Genomic DNA, 17,836 nt, shown 5'->3' on the forward strand with positions numbered 1-17,836 from the left:
GGCTGCTGACCGCAGCCGGGCCGTTTCGCTTGGGTCAGCTCAGGCCGAACACGGTTCCGCTCGAAGCGACCGTGAGCTTGCCGCCGTCGGCGCGCAGGTAGCCGCCGTCGACCGCCCGGATGCGGACGCCGTGCCGCATGGTCTCGCGCCGGAACAAGGCGCCGGCCGAAGCCAGGCCCACGTTCGACCCGTCAATTTGGACAAATCGGTCGGGAAGATCGACGGAACGGATCACCTCGGCGTCGTCCGCCCGCGCCTCGAAGCGGAACTGGGTGGCGGCCAGGTCGCGCGGCGCCCGGGCCACCGCGAGGGCGCCGTCGGTGTGCCGTACGAAATCGTTGCGCCGGTCGTCGGGGGAGAGCCGCACGATCGGGCCGCCGTCGCCCACCGGCACCCCGAACAGCGGAGTCCCGTCCGGATGCCAGTAGAGCTTCTGCACGCGGGTGTGCCGGTTCGGGTCGTAGAGCGGGTCGCCGGTGATGTCCCGGTAGTCGCGGGCGTGGTAGACCAGCACGTCGGTCACGCCGTCCTCGGCCACCGTGAACGAGTTGTGCCCCGGTCCGTAGCGGCTGGTGAGGGGATCCGTCCCGAAGATCGGGTCGGGCGTCTTGACCCACGAGTCCCGGTCCAGCAGATCGGCGTCGGCGTCCGCGGTGAGCAGGCCCATGCAGTAGCGGGCGTCGGTGGCGCTCGCCGAGAAGGTCAGGAACACCCGGCCGTTGCGGACCAGCACGGCCGGCCCCTCGTTGACCCGGTAGCCCTGGATCTCCCAGCTCCTGGTCGGCGTCGTGATCCGCGTCGGCTTCGATGCCAGCGTCCACGGGTTGGCAAGGCGCGCGATGTAGATGCTGGTGTTGACCGCGATCTCCGGCTCGCTCTCGGCCCACACCAGGTAGCGCCGGCCGCGATGGGCGAACGTCGTGGAGTCCAGCGTGAAGCCGTCCCACTCGGTCAGCAGCTGGCCCTTGAGCGACCAGCCGGCCGGGTCCAGCGGGTCGGCCCGGGACGACTCCAGCACGTACGTGCGGATGCGGAACACGTCGTCGGAGTCGCCGGCCGCGAAATACACGTACCAGCGGCCGTCGATCCGATGCAGCTCCGGCGCCCAGATGTGGCCGGCCATCTTGCCGGTCGCCGGGCGATGCCAGATCACGTTCTCGGCGGCGCCGGTCAGGCCGGCCAGCGTGGTGGCGCCGCGCAGCGCGACCCGGTCATACTCCGGGACCGAGCCGGTGAAGTAGTACATCCCGTCGGTGCGAGGCGTGATGAACGGGTCCGCCCGCTGGCTGATCAGCGGCTGGACGGTCGGGACACCGTAAATCTCGGCGTCCGTGCGCGGCCCGGACGCCTCGGCCGCGCCGGCCCGGGTCAGGCCGGCGATTCCCGCGGCGGCGGCTGCGCCGAGCAAGATGCGCCGTCTCATGAAGTCTCCTTAAGAGCTTTGATCCGCAGGAACGTGACCGAGTCGGCCGGGAACGTCCGGGTGAACGAGGATCCGATGCCGCCGACCGTGCTGGTGACCGGCTGGATCGGCTCGGCCGAGCGGGTGTTCTGCTCGCCCGGGTCGCCGCTCAGGACGGTCATCCGCGCCGTGCGCGCCACCTTGAGGCCACCGAGGTCGATCTTGGTGGCGGCCGGGCTGTCGGCGGCATTGACGACCTTGACGATCAGTTCGCCGGTCCGGTCGTCGTGGGTGACGACCTGTGCGAACGGCTCGCTGACCTTGTTGTCGTCGAAGCTGCCCCAGACCACGCCGTCCTTGATCAGCGTGACCGCGGTGCCGCGTACCTGAATGGTCAGGTTGTACGTCTGCCCGGTGACCACGGTGTCGGGCTTGGTCATGATCTGTTCCTTGGCCTCGGCGTTGCCGGCCGCCTTCTCGACCGCGCCCTGGGTGTTGTTCCAGCCGCCCAGGTTCCACCAGTACCAGGTGTTCGAGTCCTTGATGCCGAACGGGATCAGGAAGCCCTCGGCGCCGGCCGTCTTGGTGGCCTTCAACGAGATGTCGTAGTCGGTGGCGGTGATGTTGGTGGCCGCCGCGACCATCGTGTTGGTGGCCGCCGTGTCCGACTGCACGTAGGCGCCGTCCTGGACCGACCAGGTGCCGCGCCCGGAGAGCGAGCTCCAGCCGTCCGCGTTGCCGTCGTTGAAGTCGTCTTGGAAGAGCGGCGTGCCGTCGGGCGCGGTGACCTTGACGTCGTCGTAGCGGGCCGCGGTCGCCCAGGTGGAGAGCCCGACCCGGCCGGTGACCGGCTGCGGCTGGACGACCTTTCCGCCGGTGACCTTGCTCGGTACGACGCGGTCGCCGACGTTGTTCATGAACAGCTTCTGCATCTGGTAGCTGGTCGAGCCCCAGGACTCGTCGTTGTCGAACCAGATCATGTCCGGACGCCACTGGACGTTGTCGATGTTGGCGAGCAGTGGCGCGTAGGACGCCATCTTCACCACGTCGGCGTTGCGCTCGAGCCCGGTCATGTAGGCCGCCTCGGCCAGGGAGTTGGCGAACTTGGCGTCCAGCGAGGCGTATTCACCGAGGAAAACCTGGGGACCACTGCGGTCGTACGCGTCATAGCGCCCGTTGTTCTGCAGGAACCAGGACGGGCTGTTGTAGTAGTGCTCGTCGACCATGTCGCTGCCGGCCGCCTTGTTCTTGGCCCACAGGTTGTCGAAGGTGACGCCCATGTCGTCCGGGCCGGAGTTGCTGATCACCGTGACATCCGGGTACTTCGCCTTGATCGCCTCTCGGAACTTGAGGTAGTTCGCGAAGTACTGGTCGGGCAGGTTCTCCTCGTTGCCGACCGCGATCATGTGGAGGCCGAACGGCTTGGGGTGGCCCATCTGCGCGCGCAGCTTGCCCCAGGTGCTGGTGACCGGCCCGTTCGCGCACTCGATCAGGTCCAAAGTGTCCTGAATGTGCCGTTGGAGCAGCGCCGGGTCGTCGGTGGCGCGGTTCTGCCCGCAGCCGGTGACCAGGGCGGGCACGACCGGCAGCGGCTTGGCCCCGATGTCTTCGGCGAACTGGAGGTACTCGTAGTAGCCGAGGCCGTAGCTCTGGTTGTAGCCCCAGAAGTTGGCGTTGGTGGCCCGGGTCTCGACCGCGCCGACCGTGTCCTTCCACTGGTAGGAACGGGCGCGCGGGTAGTTGTCGGTCGCGTCGTAGGCGTCCATGCTGCCGGTGTTGACCAGGCAACCGCCGGGGAAGCGCAGGAATCCGGGGTGGAGTGCCGCGATCTTCTCCGCAAGATCTTTTCTAAGACCGTGGCTCCGGTACGTGTCCCGCGGCGTCAGCGAGATCATGTCCAGGCGCGCGCTCTGGTCGACCCCGACGGTGAGCCGGCCGTTGTCGGTGGTTCTGGTCGCCTTGATCGTCCCCTCGTACTTGGTCCACTTGTCGGTGGTGATCGTCCTGGTGAGTCCACTCGCGACCGTGGTGCCGTCCTGGGCGTGCAGACTTACGGTCAGTTTCGCTTTTTGGTCCGCGCGGGCCCAGACGGAGAAGTCGTAAATTTCGCCCTTTTTCAGGGCTATGCCGCTGTTGTAGCCGGCGTTCGTCAGGTCGGCGCCGCCGGTCACCCGCAGGTAGGTGCGGTTGCGGTCGTTGAGCCGGGCGTCGTCGTCGACCGTGGTGGCGGCGCCGCTCACCGTCCAGCCGGTCAGGCCGTTGTACGCGTTGTTGTCGGCCGGCCGGAACTCGAACGAGCGGTTGCGGACCAACTCGGCGTAGAGGCCGCCGTCCGCCGCGAAGTTGATGTCCTCGAAGAAGACGCCGTACATCGAGTCGGCGATGGTGGCGCCCTTCGCGGCCGGGTTCAGGGTGATCGTGTAGTCCGGGTCCGCCGCCGCGGAGGCCGGTGGCGCCACCGCGAGCGGCAGCGCCACCAGTGCCACGGCGGCGCCGGCGACTCGTGTTCGAAGTCGGGGCATGACGGGGGTCCCTCCCGAGATGTCCTTGTGCACGTCAACATCGCTGGGCTTCGAAGGTGCTCCCAAGGCGATCGCGCCTTCTGTAAAAGTTCCTGCTGAAGACCGTCTTAAGGTCGCGCCCATCGCTTGACGTCCATCTATGTGAACGTTCACTCTAGCCGTAACATCCCCGAAATGTCAGCGTGGAGAGGCGAGATCTATGCTTCGCAGGAAAGCGCTTACCACCGCGGTCGTGCTGACGGTCGCGGCCGGCACCGCCGTCGGCATCCGGTCGGCCGAGGCCGCCACGTACCCGAACCCCGGCGTGGTCACCGGCAGCGTCAACGTGCACGACCCGGGCGTCGTCAAGAAGCCCGACGGGACGTACGTGATCGCGCACACCGGCGACAACATCGTGCTGAAGACGTCGACCGACCGCACCGCCTTCCGGGACGCCGGCGTGGCCTTCCCGAGCGGCGCGTCGTGGACGACCTCGTACACGGGCGGCAGCAAGAACCTGTGGGCGCCGGACATCTCGTACCGGAACGGGAAGTACTTCATGTACTACTCGGCGTCCACCTTCGGCTCGAACCACTCGGCGATCTTCCTGGCCACCAGCAGCACCGGCGCCTCCGGCAGCTGGAGCAACCAGGGCCTGGTCATCGAGTCGAAAACCAGCGACAACTTCAACGCCATCGACCCGAACCTGTACGTCGACCCGTCCGGGCGCTGGTGGCTGAGCTTCGGGTCGTTCTGGTCCGGGATCAAGCAGGTCCAGCTGAACGCCTCGACGGGCAAGCGGCTGGACAGCACGATCCGTTCCATCGCGGGCCGCGGCGGCGGCGCGATCGAGGCCCCGTTCCTCTTCCGGCACGGCTCGTACTACTACCTGTTCGTGTCGTTCGACCTCTGCTGCCGGGGCGCGTCGAGCACGTACCGCATCATGGTGGGCCGCTCGACGTCGGTGAACGGCCCGTTCACCGACAAGAACGGCGTGGCCATGACGAGCAGTGGTGGCTCCGAGATCTTGGCCGGCCACGGCAGCATCCACGGTCCCGGCGGCCAGTCCGTCTTTACGGACAGTGACGCTGATGTACTCGTTTATCACTATTACGCGGACAATGGGGCTGCCCGGTTGGGCATCAATTTGCTCGGCTATGACTCGGCTGGTTGGCCGTACGTCTATTAGCCCTCGCCTGTGGATGGCGCGGCCGAAATTGTCGTACCCGGCTGGTTGTCTCGGCCCCACCCAAACGGGTGGGGCCGGCTACTCGGCGGCGTCCACTGGAAGTACGTCGCAGTGGTGATCTCGTGGAAGCCGCATCGACGCAGGATGGGCGTGCTGGCCGGGGACGCGTCGACGTGCAGCAGCGGGAAGCCGCGGGCGACCGCCTCCCGGGCCCGCTCGGCGAGCATGGCGCGATAGAGGCCGCGTCCCCGCCAGGCCGGCAGCGTCGTGCCGCCGAGCAGCGCTACGAAATCGGTGCCCGGGAAGTACACCGACCAGGCGCTGCACGCGAGCTGGTCGCCGGCCTCGGCGATCAGGATGGTGATCTGGCCCGGATCGGCCGACACCTGGCCGGCGAGGTCGGCGGCTACCCAGGAGCAGTCGAAACCCCACACCTCGGTCTGCTGGTCGGCGATGCGGCGCAGGTCCTCGGCTTCGCTGACCCGTCGCAGCACGACGCCGTCGGGCAGGACCGGCTCGGCGGCCACTTCCTCGGCCGAGCCGAGCAGCACCGTCGCCGGATCCTCCGCTACGAAACCGGCCGCGACGAGGCGTTCGGGGAGGTCCGCGGGCAGGTCGTGGGCCCGAACCTTCCACTCGACGCCTTCGCCCCGGGCCCGGAAGTAGTCGCGCTGGCGGGCGATCAGCCGGTCGAGCTCGGCGCCGGTGACCCCGACGTCGCGCGGCGCCCGGATGCGTCCCATGTGCGTGCCGACGATCCGGACGATCGGACCGTCGTGCTCGTAGGTCACGCCCGCCGGGACGGCGCCGGTCGGCATGCGCATCTGCGCGTCGTAGGCGGTCAGGAGGGCGGCGGTGTCGACCATGGCAGCCATGGTGCCGGAACCGGCGCTGCGGCGGGTGCCCGTCGATCACTCTGGGGACATGGCCGCGGTTTTGTCGTACGGGGATGCTTGTATCGGCCCACCCAAAAGGGTGGGCCGTGGGTGCGGGGCGCGTGCTGCGGGGCGTGCTGCGGGGCGCGTGCTGCGGGTGCGGCGACGGCCCACGACGGTGCACAACGGCCCGCGGCCTAAAGCGTCTGCACCTCCCGCCGCGGACCATCGCCGGCCAGCACGAAATCGTCGACGCCCAGCACCTCCACCAACCCGTCCTCGAGCAACCCGGCCAAGGCCCGCGCCCGCTGGGTCTCGTCCGACCAGACCATGTCCAGACGCTGGCGGGGGACCGGGCCGGTGGCGTGGCGCAGCACCTCGAGCAGCAAGCCTCGCACCTGGCGGTCCGTTCCGGCGTACCGCTGCGGCTTGCGGCTCGGGCCCTCCGGCAGCGACCGGCCGGAGGCTCGCCAGGCGCAAGTGTCCGCGAACGGGCACGCCGGGCAGCGCGGCGAGCGGGCCGTGCAGACGATGGCGCCGAGCTCCATGAAGGCGATGCTCGCCCGGGCCGCCCGCGGTGCGTCCGCGGGCAGCAGCTCGGCGACGGCGACCAGGTCGGCGGCGGTCGTGTTGGGGCCGGCGTCGGGCTTGCCCTCGACGGCCCGGGAGACGACGCGCCGCACGTTCGTGTCGACTACCGGGTGCCGCTGGCCGTACGCGAAGGTGGCCACCGCCCGGGCCGTGTAGGTGCCCACCCCGGGGAGTGCCAGCAGCTGGTCCAGGTCGTCGGGTATCTCGCCGCCGTGGCGCTCGACGATGGCGGTCGCGCAGGCGTGCAGGCGCATCGCGCGGCGCGGGTAGCCGAGGCGGCCCCACATGCGGATGGCCTCGGCGGGCGGGTCGGCGGCCAGGTCGGCGGGCGTGGGCCAGCGCGCCATCCAGGCACGCCAGGCGGGCTCCACCCGTACGACCGGGGTCTGTTGCAGCATCACCTCGCTCACCAGCACCGCCCAGGGGGTCGTTCCGGGCTGCCGCCAGGGAAGGTCGCGGGCATTCTGGTCGTACCAGGCGATGGCGTCGTCGGCAAAAGTCATGGCAGGACTTACTGTAAGCGGGTGCATGAGCTCGCCATCACCGTCATCGGTCCGGACCGGACCGGAATCGTCGCCGACGTGGCCGAGGCGCTCGCCGGGGTCGGCGCCAACCTCACCGACTCGACGATGACCCGCCTGCGTGGCCACTTCGCGATGACCCTGATCTGCACCGGGCCGGGCGTCGAGGAAGCCGAGGCGGCACTCGCGCCGCTCAAGGATGTGACCACCGCCGTGCGGATGGTCGAGCCGGAGACGGACGAGGTCGGCGGGGGCGAACCCTGGGTGGTGAGCGTGCACGGCGCCGACCGGCTCGGCATCGTCGCGGCGATCACCCGGGAGGTGGCGGCCGAGGGCGGCAACGTCACCGACCTGACCACGCGTCTCGGCGGCACCCTCTACGTGCTGGTCGCCGAGGTGGATCTGCCCGCCGGGGCCGGCGACGAGCTGGCCGAGCGCCTCGCCGTGGCCGCCGCCGAGCTCGGCGTCGAGGTGACGCTGCGCCGCGCCGAGTCGGAGATTCTGTGAGCCTCCCCGATCTGCCGGAGGGGCACGTCCTTCCGGTCGTCACCGCTCCCGCCACCGTCCTCAGCACGGTCGGCGACGAGGTCGATCCCGTCGACCCGGCGATCGTGCAGCTCGCCGCCGACCTGGTCGCCACCATGAAGATCTCGCCCGGCTGCGTCGGACTGGCCGCGCCACAGGTCGGCGTGGGCGCCCAGGTCTTCGCCGTCGACGTGGTCGGCCACCCGAAGACGGCCACCACGCACGGCACGTTCGTGCTCTGCAACGCGAAGATCATCGAGGCCAGCCGGTGGAAGACCGGGCGCGAGGGCTGCATGTCCGTGCCCGACCTCACCGGCGAGGTGAAGCGGGCCGGCCGGATTGTCGTCGAGGCGGTCGAGCCCGGCACCGGCGAGCCCGTCACCATCACCACCGACGCGTTCGAGGCGCGGGCGCTGCAACACGAGATCGATCACTGCGCCGGAAAGTTGTTCCTCGATCGGGTGGCCGGGGCGCACGCCATCTACCAGCGGAAGGTCTATCTCTAACGATAGGTAAGGCGAGTCCGTGTCGCATACCCGGCGCGTCGCGGCCTTGGCGGAGGGTGTCCGGGTTTACGGTGACCGCATCATGCGAACGACGGTTGGTTCCCTTCCTCCCGCCGTCTACTGGCGGCGTCGTGCGGTCGTGCTGGGTGCGGTCCTGCTCGGCATCATCGTGCTGTTCGTTTCCTGCTCCGGCGGCGACGATAAGAACGATCAGCGCGGCAAGGGACCCTCCTCGTCGCAGTTGCCCACGCCGGCCCCCGCATCGAAGACCAGCCCCGGGGAGACCGAGCCGTCCTTCCTGGACAATGTGCCGCCGGGTGGTGGCGGCGGTCCTTCGCTGCCCGCCCTGGGCGACCTCGAGTCGCAGAACCCGGGCACCGACGATGGCACGGGCAACGGCTCGAGCGCGACGGCGCCGACCACGGCGGCCGCGGGCAACGGGCAGAACACCAACGTCACCGCGCCGGCCGACGGTTCCTGCGGGGACACCGAGATCCAGGTGACGCCGAGCGTGGCGAGCACGACGGTCAAGCGCGGCGCGAGCGTGGACATCACGCTCACGGTCAAGAACACCAGCAGCCGTACGTGTGGGCGCGACGTCGGTGCCGGACCGCAGGAGCTTTATCTCGAGCAGGCCGCTCGCAAGTACTGGTCCTCGGACACGTGCAGCGCCGCCAAGGGCAGCGACCTGCGGCAGTTCGCCCCGGGCGAGTCGCGCTCCTACAAGGTGACCTGGAACGGCCGGCAGTCGAGCGCCTGCGCGGGGAACGCCGCCTCGGGCCCGAACCCGCCGCCGGGTCAGTTCGAGCTGCGCGCCCGCTTGGGCACGCTGATCAGCCAGCCGGTGCTCCTGACGATCGCGGCCTGAGCGGCCTGAGCGGCCCGAGCGGCCGGGCTCGGACGGGCCCTAGACGTAACGCTCGAGGATCGAGGCCTCGGCCAAGCGGGAGAGGCCCTCACGGACGCCACGGGCCCGGGCATCGCCCACCCCGTCGACGGCCTGGAGATCTTCCACCGTCGCGCCCAGGAGGCGCTGGAGGCTGCCGAAATGGTCGACCAGGCGGTCGACGATGGGTGCGGGCAGCCGGGGGACCTTGGCCAGCAGGCGGAAGCCCCGCGGGGAGACGGCCGCGTCCAGCGCGTCGGAGGCGCCCGGGTAACCGATCGCCTTGGCCACGGCCACCAGGTCGATCATCTCGGTGGCCGAGAGCAGGTCGAGCTCGACCAGGGCCTCGTCGAGCGTGCGGGCCTTGCGGCCGGTCGGCAGGTAGTCGCGGATGACCAGGGTGCGGTCGGCGTCGACGCCGGCCATCAGCTCGTCGAGCTGGAGGGCGAGCAGACGGCCGTCGGTGCCGAGCTCGACCACGTAACCGGAGATCTCGTCGGCGATGCGGCGGACCATCTCGAGCCGCTGGACCACGGCCACGGCGTCGCGCACCGTAACCAGGTCTTCGATCTCCAGGGCGGAGAGCGTGCCGGAAACCTCGTCGAGGCGCAGCTTGTAGCGCTCGAGGGTCGCCAGCGCCTGGTTGGCCCGGGACAGAATCGCGGCCGAGTCGTCGAGGACGTGGCGCTGCCCGTTCACGTACAGCCCGATGATGCGCATGGACTGCGAAACCGAGATGACGGGAAAGCCGGACTGCTTGGCGACCCGCTCGGCGGTGCGGTGGCGGGTGCCGGACTCCTCGGACGGGATCGACGGGTCGGGCATCAGGTGGACGGCGGCCCGCACGATGCGGGTGCCGTCGGAGGACAGGACGACGGCACCGTCCATCTTGCACAGCTCGCGCAGGCGGGTCGCGGAGAACTCCACATCCAGCGAGAAACCGCCGGTGCAGATGCTCTCGACCACCGTGTCGTGGCCGAGCACGATCAGCGCGCCGGTGCGGCCGCGCAGGATGCGTTCGAGACCGTCGCGCAGGGCGGTGCCGGGGGCCATCAGCGCCAGATTGGCGCGCAGCGGGTCGACGCTCACGCCACCACCGGACAGGCCAGGAGTGGACGACGTGGCCGCCGCGGGGCGCGCCGAACCGTTGACGCCTGGTCGTGGCGTCGGGCTGGCAGCGGCGGGCTTGGAACCATCGCGGTCGAGCGGCACCTGTACATTCTACGGACTGTCATCCAGGCCATCGAGGCGTGGTGCGATGAATGCTCCGTAGCGTGATGAAACATCACGCTGTGTCACCGCGAACCATGCTCGGCCGAGGCCCGGGCGGCCGACTGCAATGCGGAGCGTAGGTCGCTGACCTCGGTGACCCGCATGCCCTTGGGCGTCGTGCCCTCGGGGTCGCAGCCGGGCGGGACCAGCGCCTCGCGAAAGCCGAGACGGGCCGCCTCGGCCAGCCGCCGGCCCACGGCGCCGACCCGGCGGATCTCGCCGGTGAGGCCGACCTCGCCGATCGCGACCAGCGTCGGCGCCATCGCCAGGTCGAGCCCGCCGGAGGCCACGGCCAGCGCCATGGCCAGGTCGGCCGAGGGCTCGACCAGCCGGATGCCGCCGACGGTGGCCGCGAAGACCTCGCGGTTGTAGAGCTTGAGCTGCTTGGTGCGGCGCTCGAGGACGGCGAGGACCATCGCCAGGCGAGCGCTGTCGAGGCCCGAGACCGTACGCCGCGGGGAGCCCTGCACCTCGGCCCCGATCAGCGCCTGCACCTCGGTGACCAGCGCACGCCGGCCCTCCATGGCGACCGTGACGCAGGTGCCGGGAACGGGCTCGTGATAGCGGGTGAGGAACAGCCCGGACGGGTCGGCCAGGCTCGCGATGCCGCCCTCGTGCATCTCGAAGCAGCCCACCTCGTCGGCCGCGCCGTAGCGGTTCTTCACACCCCGGACCAGGCGCAACGACGAGTGCTTGTCGCCCTCGAAGTGGAGCACCACGTCGACCAGGTGCTCGAGCACGCGGGGACCGGCGACCTGACCGTCCTTGGTGACGTGACCGACCAGGACGGTCGCGATGCCGCGCTCCTTGGCCACGCCGACCAGCGCCGCGGTGACGGCGCGGACCTGGGTGACGCCGCCGGGCACGCCCTCGGTGCCGGGGGCCGAGATGGTCTGCACCGAGTCGAGCACGAGCAGGCCGGGCTTGACCGCGTCGAGATGGCCGAGCACCGCGCCGAGGTCGCTCTCGGAGGCCAGGAAGAGCTTGTCGTGCAGCGCGCCGAGCCGCTCGGCCCGCAGCCGGACCTGGCTCACCGACTCTTCGCCGCTCACCACCAGTGACGGCGTGCCGGCGCCGGCCGCCCACTGCTGGGCCACGTCGAGCAACAGTGTGGACTTGCCCACACCCGGCTCGCCGGCCAGCAGGACGACCGCGCCGGGCACCAGGCCGCCGCCGAGGACGCGGTCGAGCTCGCTGACGTTGGTCGGCACGGCCTTGGCCGGGGCGGCGCTGATCGTGGCGATCGGCCGGGCCGGCTCGGCCGGCATGCGCGAGGCCACCACGCGACCGGAACCCAGCGGGCTGCTCACGGTGGACTCGATGACCGAGCCCCACTCGCCGCACTCCGGGCACCGGCCGAGCCATTTCGGCGGCTGATGCCCGCAGGCGTCGCAGACGTAGGCGGGCCTGGCGGCCTTCGCGGCCGTACGGGAGGTCGTCACCCGGACAAGCTAGCCGGACGGTACGACAAAACTAGCCCTCGGACTCTTTGCCCTCGTCGTCGACGACCGCCGGGCCGCGGGAGGCCGGCGAGGCCGGGGTCGCGACCGGGGCGAGCACGGTCATCGCCTGGCCGCCGTCGACCTGGATGGTGAGGCTCAGCGAGAAGCCCGGCTTGAGCGCGTTGGTCAGGCCCGCGGCCTGCAGCGCCGGGTTGGTGGTCGACAGGAACGTCTGGCTGCCGAGCGGCTCGATCGTGAACTTGGCCGGCTGCAGCGCCGGGGCGTCGGCCGCGGCCGGCGCGGACGCGTCGGGGGCCGGGCTCGCGGCGGGCGCGGGGCCGACGCCGACCTGCTGGGCCGAGACGATGCCGGCCACCACGTCGGTCTGCGGCTGGCTGGTGATCGTCACCGTGATCGGGTCGGTCGCCTGGTTGAACAGGCTGACCTCGAGCGGCGCGGTGCCGTTGGCCGGGTAGCCCTGGGTGCCGTTGTAGCTGACCTGGAGGTTGCGGATCTGCAGCTTGCCGTCGGGGCTCTGCGTGTTGAGCCCGGAGATCGGCGACTTGAGCATGGCGGTCTCGGCGACCTGACCGGCCGAGCAACCGGCGAGCGCGATCACGGCGATCATCGCGGCACCCGCGGCCTGTGCGACACGGCGGGTTCCCAGCGAGCGCATCACGATCCTCCAAGAAAAAGTAAGCGGAGCTCACCGCTCAGCGTAGAGGGCCGTGATCCGGCTCGTGCGCCGACCCGTCCATTCACACCACCCGGCCGCTGAAGATCAGTAACAGGACGTCGATCAGGGCCACCACGATCACCGCCCGGAACATGGCCACCCGCCGTCCCGTGGCCCGCTTCGACGCGTACCAGCCGAGGGGAAGGACCACGACGGAGGCCGCCGCGGCCGCCCAGCCCGCCCACGACGGACGCCCGTCCGGCCCGAAGACCAGCGTGAGCGTCGCGCCGAGGAGGAGAATCGCGGCCGCGAGAGTGGATCCGGAGGCGCCGAGCCGGTGGGGCAGGCCGCGCACGCCGGTCGCCGCGTCGTCCTCGAGGTCGGGCAGCACGTTCGCGAAATGCGCGCCGCCGCCGAGCAGGGCACCGGCCGTGACCAGCCAGAACGGCGGCGCCGGGTGGCCCGGCAGCGCGGTCACCACGAAGGCCGGGAGCAGGCCGAAGGCGATCAGGTAGGGCACCACCGAGAACACCGTGGACTTCAGCGGCCAGTCGTAGAGCAGCGCGAAAACGGTGGCCACGCTGAGGATCGCCGCCGGCTCGAGGCCGAACGGCGCGGCGAGCAGGGGAACGGCGAGCGAGGCGATCAGTCCGGCGATTCCGACCGTACGCCGGGAGACCGCACCCGCCGCGATCGGTTTGTCGGCCCGCCCCGCGACGCGGTCGCGCGCCGCGTCGAGCCAGTCGTTCACCCAGCCCACCGCGAGCTGGGTGGCCAGCACCGCCAGGAAGATCACCGGGATCGCCCAGCCCCGATGCCCGACCCCAAGGGCCAGCAGCGTCATCGCCACGGTGACGGCGAGCCCGGGCTCCGGATGGGACGATTTGATCAAGGCGAGCGCGCGGGCCATGAGAGCAGTGTGGTGGTTGTGCCGGATGCGTGCCAGGCTCGATCACATGCGGTCGATGCCCCGTAACGATCCGCGTCAGTACGACGAGCTGGCCGCCGAGTGGTGGCGACCGGGCGGCGGCTTCGAGCTGCTGCACTGGCTCGCGGCGGCGCGCGCGTCACTCATCCCGCCGGCCGCCCGGGCCGGCGCGGTGCTGGTCGACGCCGGCTGCGGTGGCGGGCTGCTCGCGCCGCACCTGGCCGGCAAGGGCTACCGGCACGTGGGCGTCGACCTGCGCGAGTCCGGCCTGCGGACGGCCGCCGAGCACGGGGTGCACCCGGTCAACGGCGACGTGACCGCGCTGCCGCTGGCCACCGCCTCGGCCGACGTGGTGGCGGCGGGCGAGATCCTCGAGCACGTGACCGACCTGCCGGGGACGGTGGCCGAGCTGTCCCGGGTGCTCAAGCCGGGCGGCCTGCTGGTGCTGGACACGGTCAACGACAACGCGCTGAGCCGGTTCGTCACGGTCACCCTGGGCGAGCTGGTCGGCCTCGCGCCCAAGAACCTGCACGATCCGGCGCTGTTCGTCCGGCCCCGAAGATTGATCGATGAATGTGCCCGGCACGGGGTACGTCTGCGGGTGCACGGCGCTCGCCCGACCGTGGGTGGCCTGATCCGGTGGGGGCTGCTGCGGCGCGAGAAAACCGGCGGCCGGATCGTGCCGACCGGGCTGACCGCGGTGCTCTACCAGGGGACCGGTCGCAAAGAGGGAGAGCCTTCATGATCGACGAAGCCCGGCGGCTGGCGCCCCGGTTCGCGGCCCGTGCGGCCGCACACGACCGGGACGGCACGTTTCCGGCCGACGACTTCGCCGACCTGCGCCGGGCCGGCCTGTTCGGGCTGATGGCGCCCGAGCGGCTGGGCGGGGCCGGCGCCGGGTTCGCGGACTACGCGGCGATCGCGTACGAGCTGGCCCGGGGCAACGGGGCCACCGCGCTGATCTTCAACATGCACGCCTCGGTCACCGGCGCCCTCAGCGGCGTGACCGACGAACTGGCCGAGGCGCTGGGGTTGCCGCCGGAGGCGATCCGGGCCCGCGACGACTACCTGCGGGCGGCGGCCGACGGCTCCTGGTACGCGGTGGCGATGAGCGAGCGCGGCGCCGGCTCCCGGCTGTCCCAGATGACCACCTCCTACCGAGCGGTCGACGGCGGCTTCCACATCGAGGGCGCCAAGACGTTCTGCTCCGGCGCCGGGCACGCGGACGCCTATCTGGTCGCCGCCCGCAGCGCCGCCGACCCGAGCCAGGTGTCGCAGTTCCTGGTGCCGGCCGGCGACGGGCTGCGGGTCGAGCCGACCTGGGACGCGCTCGGCATGCGCGCCACCTCCTCGCACGACGTGCACATCGACGTGACCGTCCCGGCCGGCGCGCTGCTCGGCGGCGTGGAGGGCCTGGCCCTGGTGGTGGCCCAGCTCGCGCCGCACTGGATGGTGGCCAGCTACGCCGCCGTCTACGTCGGCGTGGCCCGGGCCGCGGTGGACGCCGCCATCGAGCACGTCAACGAGCGCAAGCTCGGCCACCTGCCGGCCGTGCGGGCCCGGATCGGCCGGGCCGACGCCGCCGTCGCGGCCGCTCACCTGGCGGTGATGGAGGCGGCCCGCCGGGTCGACGCCGAGCCCGGCGACGCCGAGACGAACCGCTGGGTGTGGCGGGCCAAGCTGCTGGCCGGGACGACCGCGGCCGAGGTGGCGGCCTCGATGCTGGAGGCGGCGGGCACGTCCGCGATGCGCCGCGGGCACCCGCTCGAGCGGCTCTACCGCGACGCCCGGGCCGGTTCGCTGCAACCGGCCACCAGCGACGTCTGCGCGGACTGGCTCGGCGTGGACGCGCTCGGCGGCGATCCCGACTCCGAGGGGTTCGCGCCGCGATGGTGACCCCGGCGACGATCGCGGGCGTGGGCGTCGCGCTGCCCCCGACGATCCAGCAGGACGAGGTCTGGTCGGGGTTCTTCGCGAACCGGTACGCGGGCGCCCGCCGTACGCTCGCTCAGCGGATCTTCGCGAACTCCGGGGTGACCACCCGGCAGGCCGCCGTGAGCCCGCTGCTGGAGGACGTCTCCGGCTGGTCGACCGAGCGCCGGATGCGCCGCTTCCAGGTCGAAGCGGTCCCGCTGGGCCGGGCCGCGGCCGAGCGGGCGCTGGCCGACGCCGGGCTGGCGGCCGACGAGATCGGGCTCTTCGCGGTCTGCTCCTGCACCGGCTACGGAACGCCGGGGCTGGACATCCTGCTCGCCCGCGACCTGGGCATGGCGCCCGACGTGCGGCGGCTCTTCGTGGGGCACATGGGCTGTTACGCGGCGCTGCCCGGCCTCGGCTCGGCCGCCGACTTCGTGCTCGCCCAGGGCCGGCCGGCGCTGCTGCTCTGCGCCGAGCTCACCAGCCTGCATCTCCAGCCGCCGGGCGGCCGGGCCGACGTGCAGCAGATCGTCTCGCACGCGCTCTTCTCGGACGCGGCGGCTGCCGTCGTGCTCACTCCGGGTGAGAGAGGACTTCCCGGATACGCCGTACGGGATATTGCCGCCGTCACCGACAGCACGACAGCCGACCACATGACGTGGGAGGTCACCGATCTGGGCTTCCGGATGGGACTGTCGCCGCGGGTGCCCGACGTGCTCGCCGTGCACGTCCGCAAACTGGTCGTCGACCTGCTGGCCCGGCACGATCTGCGGATCGGCGACGTGGACGGCTGGGCCGTGCACCCGGGCGGTCCCAAGATCCTCGACGTGGTCCAGGAGCGGCTCGGCGTCGATGACGCGGCGCTGTCGCCGTCGCGGGACGTGCTCGCCGCGTACGGGAACTGTTCCTCACCCACCGTGCTGCTGGTGCTGGATGCTCTGCGCCGCCGCGCGGCGCCGCCGGACCGGGTGGTGATGCTGGCCTTCGGCCCCGGGCTCACGCTCTACGGAACCCTGCTCGAGACCTCTACAGTCACAGCGTGATGGGCGATCGGGCGCGCGGCGTGGTGCTCTACGCGTGCGCCCTCGTGCTGCTCGCCGGCGGGAGCTTCTGGTGGTTGCGGGCGGCGCCGCACGACGACCCCGACCCGAGGCTCGCGCAGTGGCGGCGCAGCGCCCAGGACCTGTTGCCCGACGCGGACGATCAGGAGGCCGGCGACACCGTGGCGCTCTCGCCCGGCCGCGACCACCTGGTGCTCTCCGACGTCGGGTCGGGCGAGTTCGAGGTGTCGGTGGTCTGCGTGGGCCCGTCGGACAGTCAGGTGCGGGTCAGCCTCGGCGAGGTCGGCACCGACTCGGGGCACGGCCTGAGCTGCGCCGGCGGCAACCCGATGGACAGCTTCACGGTCAGTACGTCGGGCGAGCTGCGGCTGCACGTCGCGGTCAACGACGCGGGGCCGGTGATCTTCCGCTACTCGCTGGTGCGCACCGTTCCGGGCTAGAGCCGCGCCAGGTCGGGCCGGATCTCCTCGACCTCGGCTATCCGGGGCGCCCGGCGGATGATGGTGCCGGTCTTGTCGACCAGGAGCGCCGCGGCCGTGCCGTCGGGCTGGCCGACCTTGAGCTGGCCGCGCACGCCGCCGCTCGGGTCCTTGAGCATCCGCACGGTCTTGCCCTGCGCCTGCGGGGTCGCGCCGGTCGGCGGGGTGACCCCGGCCGTGACGCCGGGCGTGGCGGTCGAGACGGTGACGACGGCGATCTCGGGCCGCACCGCGGCGATCGTGTCGGACACCAGACCGGAGCAGTCGCAGCCGTCGATCAGCAGAATCACAGCGGGTAGCTGGCCACGCAGCGGCACGGTCTGACCGTCGGAGCCGAGGAGCTCGAGCGCGGGGAGCGGGTCGGCGCGTTCCTCGGTCGTGCTCGCGGTGCGCTGGGTGGCGGGCTGGCGGGGCGGGCCGGGCCACGCCGAGGCGAAGAGGCTGGCCACGGTGACGAGGACGGCCATCGAGATGATCAGGACCGGGGCGCGGACGCCGGCGGCGAGGACCTTGCGGACGCGGCGGACGGCGGGGCGGCGGGAGAAGCGGCCCCAACGGGACGGTTTGTCGGCTTCACGCAGCTCAGCGCGGACGGCCTCGACCTCGTCGGAAAGCTCGGACAGATCGTCCGGGATGACGATCACGCCCCACTCCTCGGGCAGGTCGGGCAGATCGTCGGACGACCATCCGCCGTTGTCGCTCGGACCTGCCATGACTCACCCTCCCCCCTGGCCGACCCTCATCAGTCCTAGCTAGCCACCAGTCCTAGCTGGCCAGCACCTAGCTGGCCCTCACCAGTCCTGGCTGGCCCTGCGAATCTTCGGGCTGGCCCTGCGAATCTTCGGTCGGGGAACCTAAAGCCCAGCCTTCCTTAACCGTGGCTCGACCGCCAGTAGTGCGCGCTTCCGGACCTTAGCGATAAGCTTGACCTCACAAACGGCGTAGGTGCGAAATATCCGACTCGCTGGGCAAAGCGGTCACGCTTTCGTCACATTCCGTTACTGAGGCAGCTTCCGACGCTCCTGTCAAGCCGTAGAAAGGCCCGTCACAAGGCCCCTGAGCTGC

The 17,836-nt window shown here is 71.3% G+C and carries 17 protein-coding genes; 8 read left to right on the top strand and 9 right to left on the bottom strand.

The genetic code is table 11. From position 1 onward, the window contains the following. Window positions 1-34: 34 nt before the first annotated feature. Window positions 35-1,423 carry a family 43 glycosylhydrolase gene (locus ACZ6TB_RS25975; protein ID WP_465557847.1) on the bottom strand — a complete coding sequence of 463 codons (1,389 nt, stop codon included), beginning with the start codon at window positions 1,421-1,423 and terminating at the stop codon, window positions 35-37. Then, window positions 1,420-3,924 carry an alpha-L-arabinofuranosidase C-terminal domain-containing protein gene (locus ACZ6TB_RS25980; RefSeq protein ID WP_465557849.1) on the bottom strand — a complete coding sequence of 835 codons (2,505 nt, stop codon included), beginning with the start codon at window positions 3,922-3,924 and terminating at the stop codon, window positions 1,420-1,422. The genes ACZ6TB_RS25975 and ACZ6TB_RS25980 overlap by 4 nt, the downstream gene beginning before the upstream one ends. A gap of 199 nt (window positions 3,925-4,123) precedes the next feature. Here ACZ6TB_RS25980 and ACZ6TB_RS25985 point away from each other — a divergent pair, with 199 nt between their 5' ends. Then, the gene (locus ACZ6TB_RS25985) at window positions 4,124-5,092 is read left to right on the top strand and encodes an arabinan endo-1,5-alpha-L-arabinosidase (RefSeq protein ID WP_465557851.1); all 969 of its coding nucleotides are present in this window, start codon (window positions 4,124-4,126) and stop codon (window positions 5,090-5,092) included. Here the strand turns inward: ACZ6TB_RS25985 and ACZ6TB_RS25990 are convergent. Together ACZ6TB_RS25990 and ACZ6TB_RS25995 are read right to left on the bottom strand one after the other, a co-directional pair. Then, window positions 5,089-5,958, bottom strand: coding sequence for a GNAT family N-acetyltransferase (locus ACZ6TB_RS25990; protein ID WP_465557853.1), 870 nt, complete (start codon window positions 5,956-5,958; stop codon window positions 5,089-5,091). The genes ACZ6TB_RS25985 and ACZ6TB_RS25990 overlap by 4 nt on opposite strands. Before the next feature lie 206 nt (window positions 5,959-6,164). Next, a complete protein-coding gene (locus ACZ6TB_RS25995) occupies window positions 6,165-7,061 on the bottom strand; it encodes an HhH-GPD family protein (RefSeq protein ID WP_465557855.1) in 897 nt (298 codons plus the stop codon). 21 nt (window positions 7,062-7,082) lie between these two features. On the opposite strand from ACZ6TB_RS25995, the gene ACZ6TB_RS26000 reads away from it, so the two are divergent. From ACZ6TB_RS26000 to ACZ6TB_RS26010, 3 genes are all read left to right on the top strand, one after another. After that, complete coding sequence (locus tag ACZ6TB_RS26000) at window positions 7,083-7,586, top strand: glycine cleavage system transcriptional repressor (protein ID WP_465557857.1); 504 nt, start codon at window positions 7,083-7,085, stop codon at window positions 7,584-7,586. Continuing rightward, the gene (gene def / locus ACZ6TB_RS26005) at window positions 7,583-8,110 is read left to right on the top strand and encodes a peptide deformylase (protein WP_465557859.1); all 528 of its coding nucleotides are present in this window, start codon (window positions 7,583-7,585) and stop codon (window positions 8,108-8,110) included. The genes ACZ6TB_RS26000 and def overlap by 4 nt, the downstream gene beginning before the upstream one ends. Window positions 8,111-8,192: 82 nt before the next feature. Further along, the gene (locus tag ACZ6TB_RS26010; RefSeq protein ID WP_465557861.1) at window positions 8,193-8,978 is read left to right on the top strand and encodes an adhesin; all 786 of its coding nucleotides are present in this window, start codon (window positions 8,193-8,195) and stop codon (window positions 8,976-8,978) included. Between the two features lie 39 nt (window positions 8,979-9,017). On the opposite strand, the gene disA is transcribed toward ACZ6TB_RS26010, so the two are convergent. The 4 genes from disA to ACZ6TB_RS26030 form a co-directional block, all read right to left on the bottom strand. Then, a complete protein-coding gene (gene disA, locus ACZ6TB_RS26015; protein ID WP_465557863.1) occupies window positions 9,018-10,208 on the bottom strand; it encodes a DNA integrity scanning diadenylate cyclase DisA in 1,191 nt (396 codons plus the stop codon). A gap of 83 nt (window positions 10,209-10,291) precedes the next feature. Beyond that, on the bottom strand, window positions 10,292-11,710 hold the full coding sequence (gene radA / locus ACZ6TB_RS26020; protein ID WP_465557865.1) for a DNA repair protein RadA: 1,419 nt from the start codon (window positions 11,708-11,710) through the stop codon (window positions 10,292-10,294). 31 nt (window positions 11,711-11,741) lie between these two features. Continuing rightward, window positions 11,742-12,338: a hypothetical protein gene (locus ACZ6TB_RS26025; RefSeq protein WP_465557867.1), complete on the bottom strand. Its 597-nt coding sequence runs from the start codon at window positions 12,336-12,338 to the stop codon at window positions 11,742-11,744. Between the two features lie 130 nt (window positions 12,339-12,468). Further along, window positions 12,469-13,296, bottom strand: coding sequence for a UbiA family prenyltransferase (locus ACZ6TB_RS26030; RefSeq protein WP_465557869.1), 828 nt, complete (start codon window positions 13,294-13,296; stop codon window positions 12,469-12,471). 46 nt (window positions 13,297-13,342) lie between these two features. Between ACZ6TB_RS26030 and ACZ6TB_RS26035 the strand changes: the two genes are divergently transcribed. The 4 genes from ACZ6TB_RS26035 to ACZ6TB_RS26050 are packed head-to-tail and all read left to right on the top strand — an operon-like array spanning window position 13,343 to window position 16,732. Beyond that, entirely contained in the window at window positions 13,343-14,059 is a 717-nt protein-coding gene (locus tag ACZ6TB_RS26035; protein ID WP_465557871.1) for a methyltransferase domain-containing protein, read from the top strand. Further along, complete coding sequence (locus ACZ6TB_RS26040) at window positions 14,056-15,210, top strand: acyl-CoA dehydrogenase family protein (protein ID WP_465557873.1); 1,155 nt, start codon at window positions 14,056-14,058, stop codon at window positions 15,208-15,210. Before ACZ6TB_RS26035 ends, ACZ6TB_RS26040 begins: the two co-directional genes overlap by 4 nt. Continuing rightward, window positions 15,204-16,274, top strand: a complete 1,071-nt coding sequence (locus tag ACZ6TB_RS26045; protein WP_465557875.1) for a type III polyketide synthase — start codon at window positions 15,204-15,206, stop codon at window positions 16,272-16,274. The genes ACZ6TB_RS26040 and ACZ6TB_RS26045 overlap by 7 nt, the downstream gene beginning before the upstream one ends. Next, window positions 16,274-16,732 (top strand): DUF6023 family protein, encoded by a 459-nt coding sequence (locus tag ACZ6TB_RS26050; RefSeq protein ID WP_465557977.1) that lies wholly within the window; start codon window positions 16,274-16,276, stop codon window positions 16,730-16,732. Before ACZ6TB_RS26045 ends, ACZ6TB_RS26050 begins: the two co-directional genes overlap by 1 nt. On the opposite strand, the gene ACZ6TB_RS26055 is transcribed toward ACZ6TB_RS26050, so the two are convergent. Continuing rightward, window positions 16,729-17,484, bottom strand: a complete 756-nt coding sequence (locus ACZ6TB_RS26055; RefSeq protein WP_465557877.1) for a hypothetical protein — start codon at window positions 17,482-17,484, stop codon at window positions 16,729-16,731. The genes ACZ6TB_RS26050 and ACZ6TB_RS26055 overlap by 4 nt on opposite strands. Window positions 17,485-17,836: the final 352 nt, after the last annotated feature.

The organism is Actinoplanes sp. NPDC051537, from assembly GCF_055586105.1.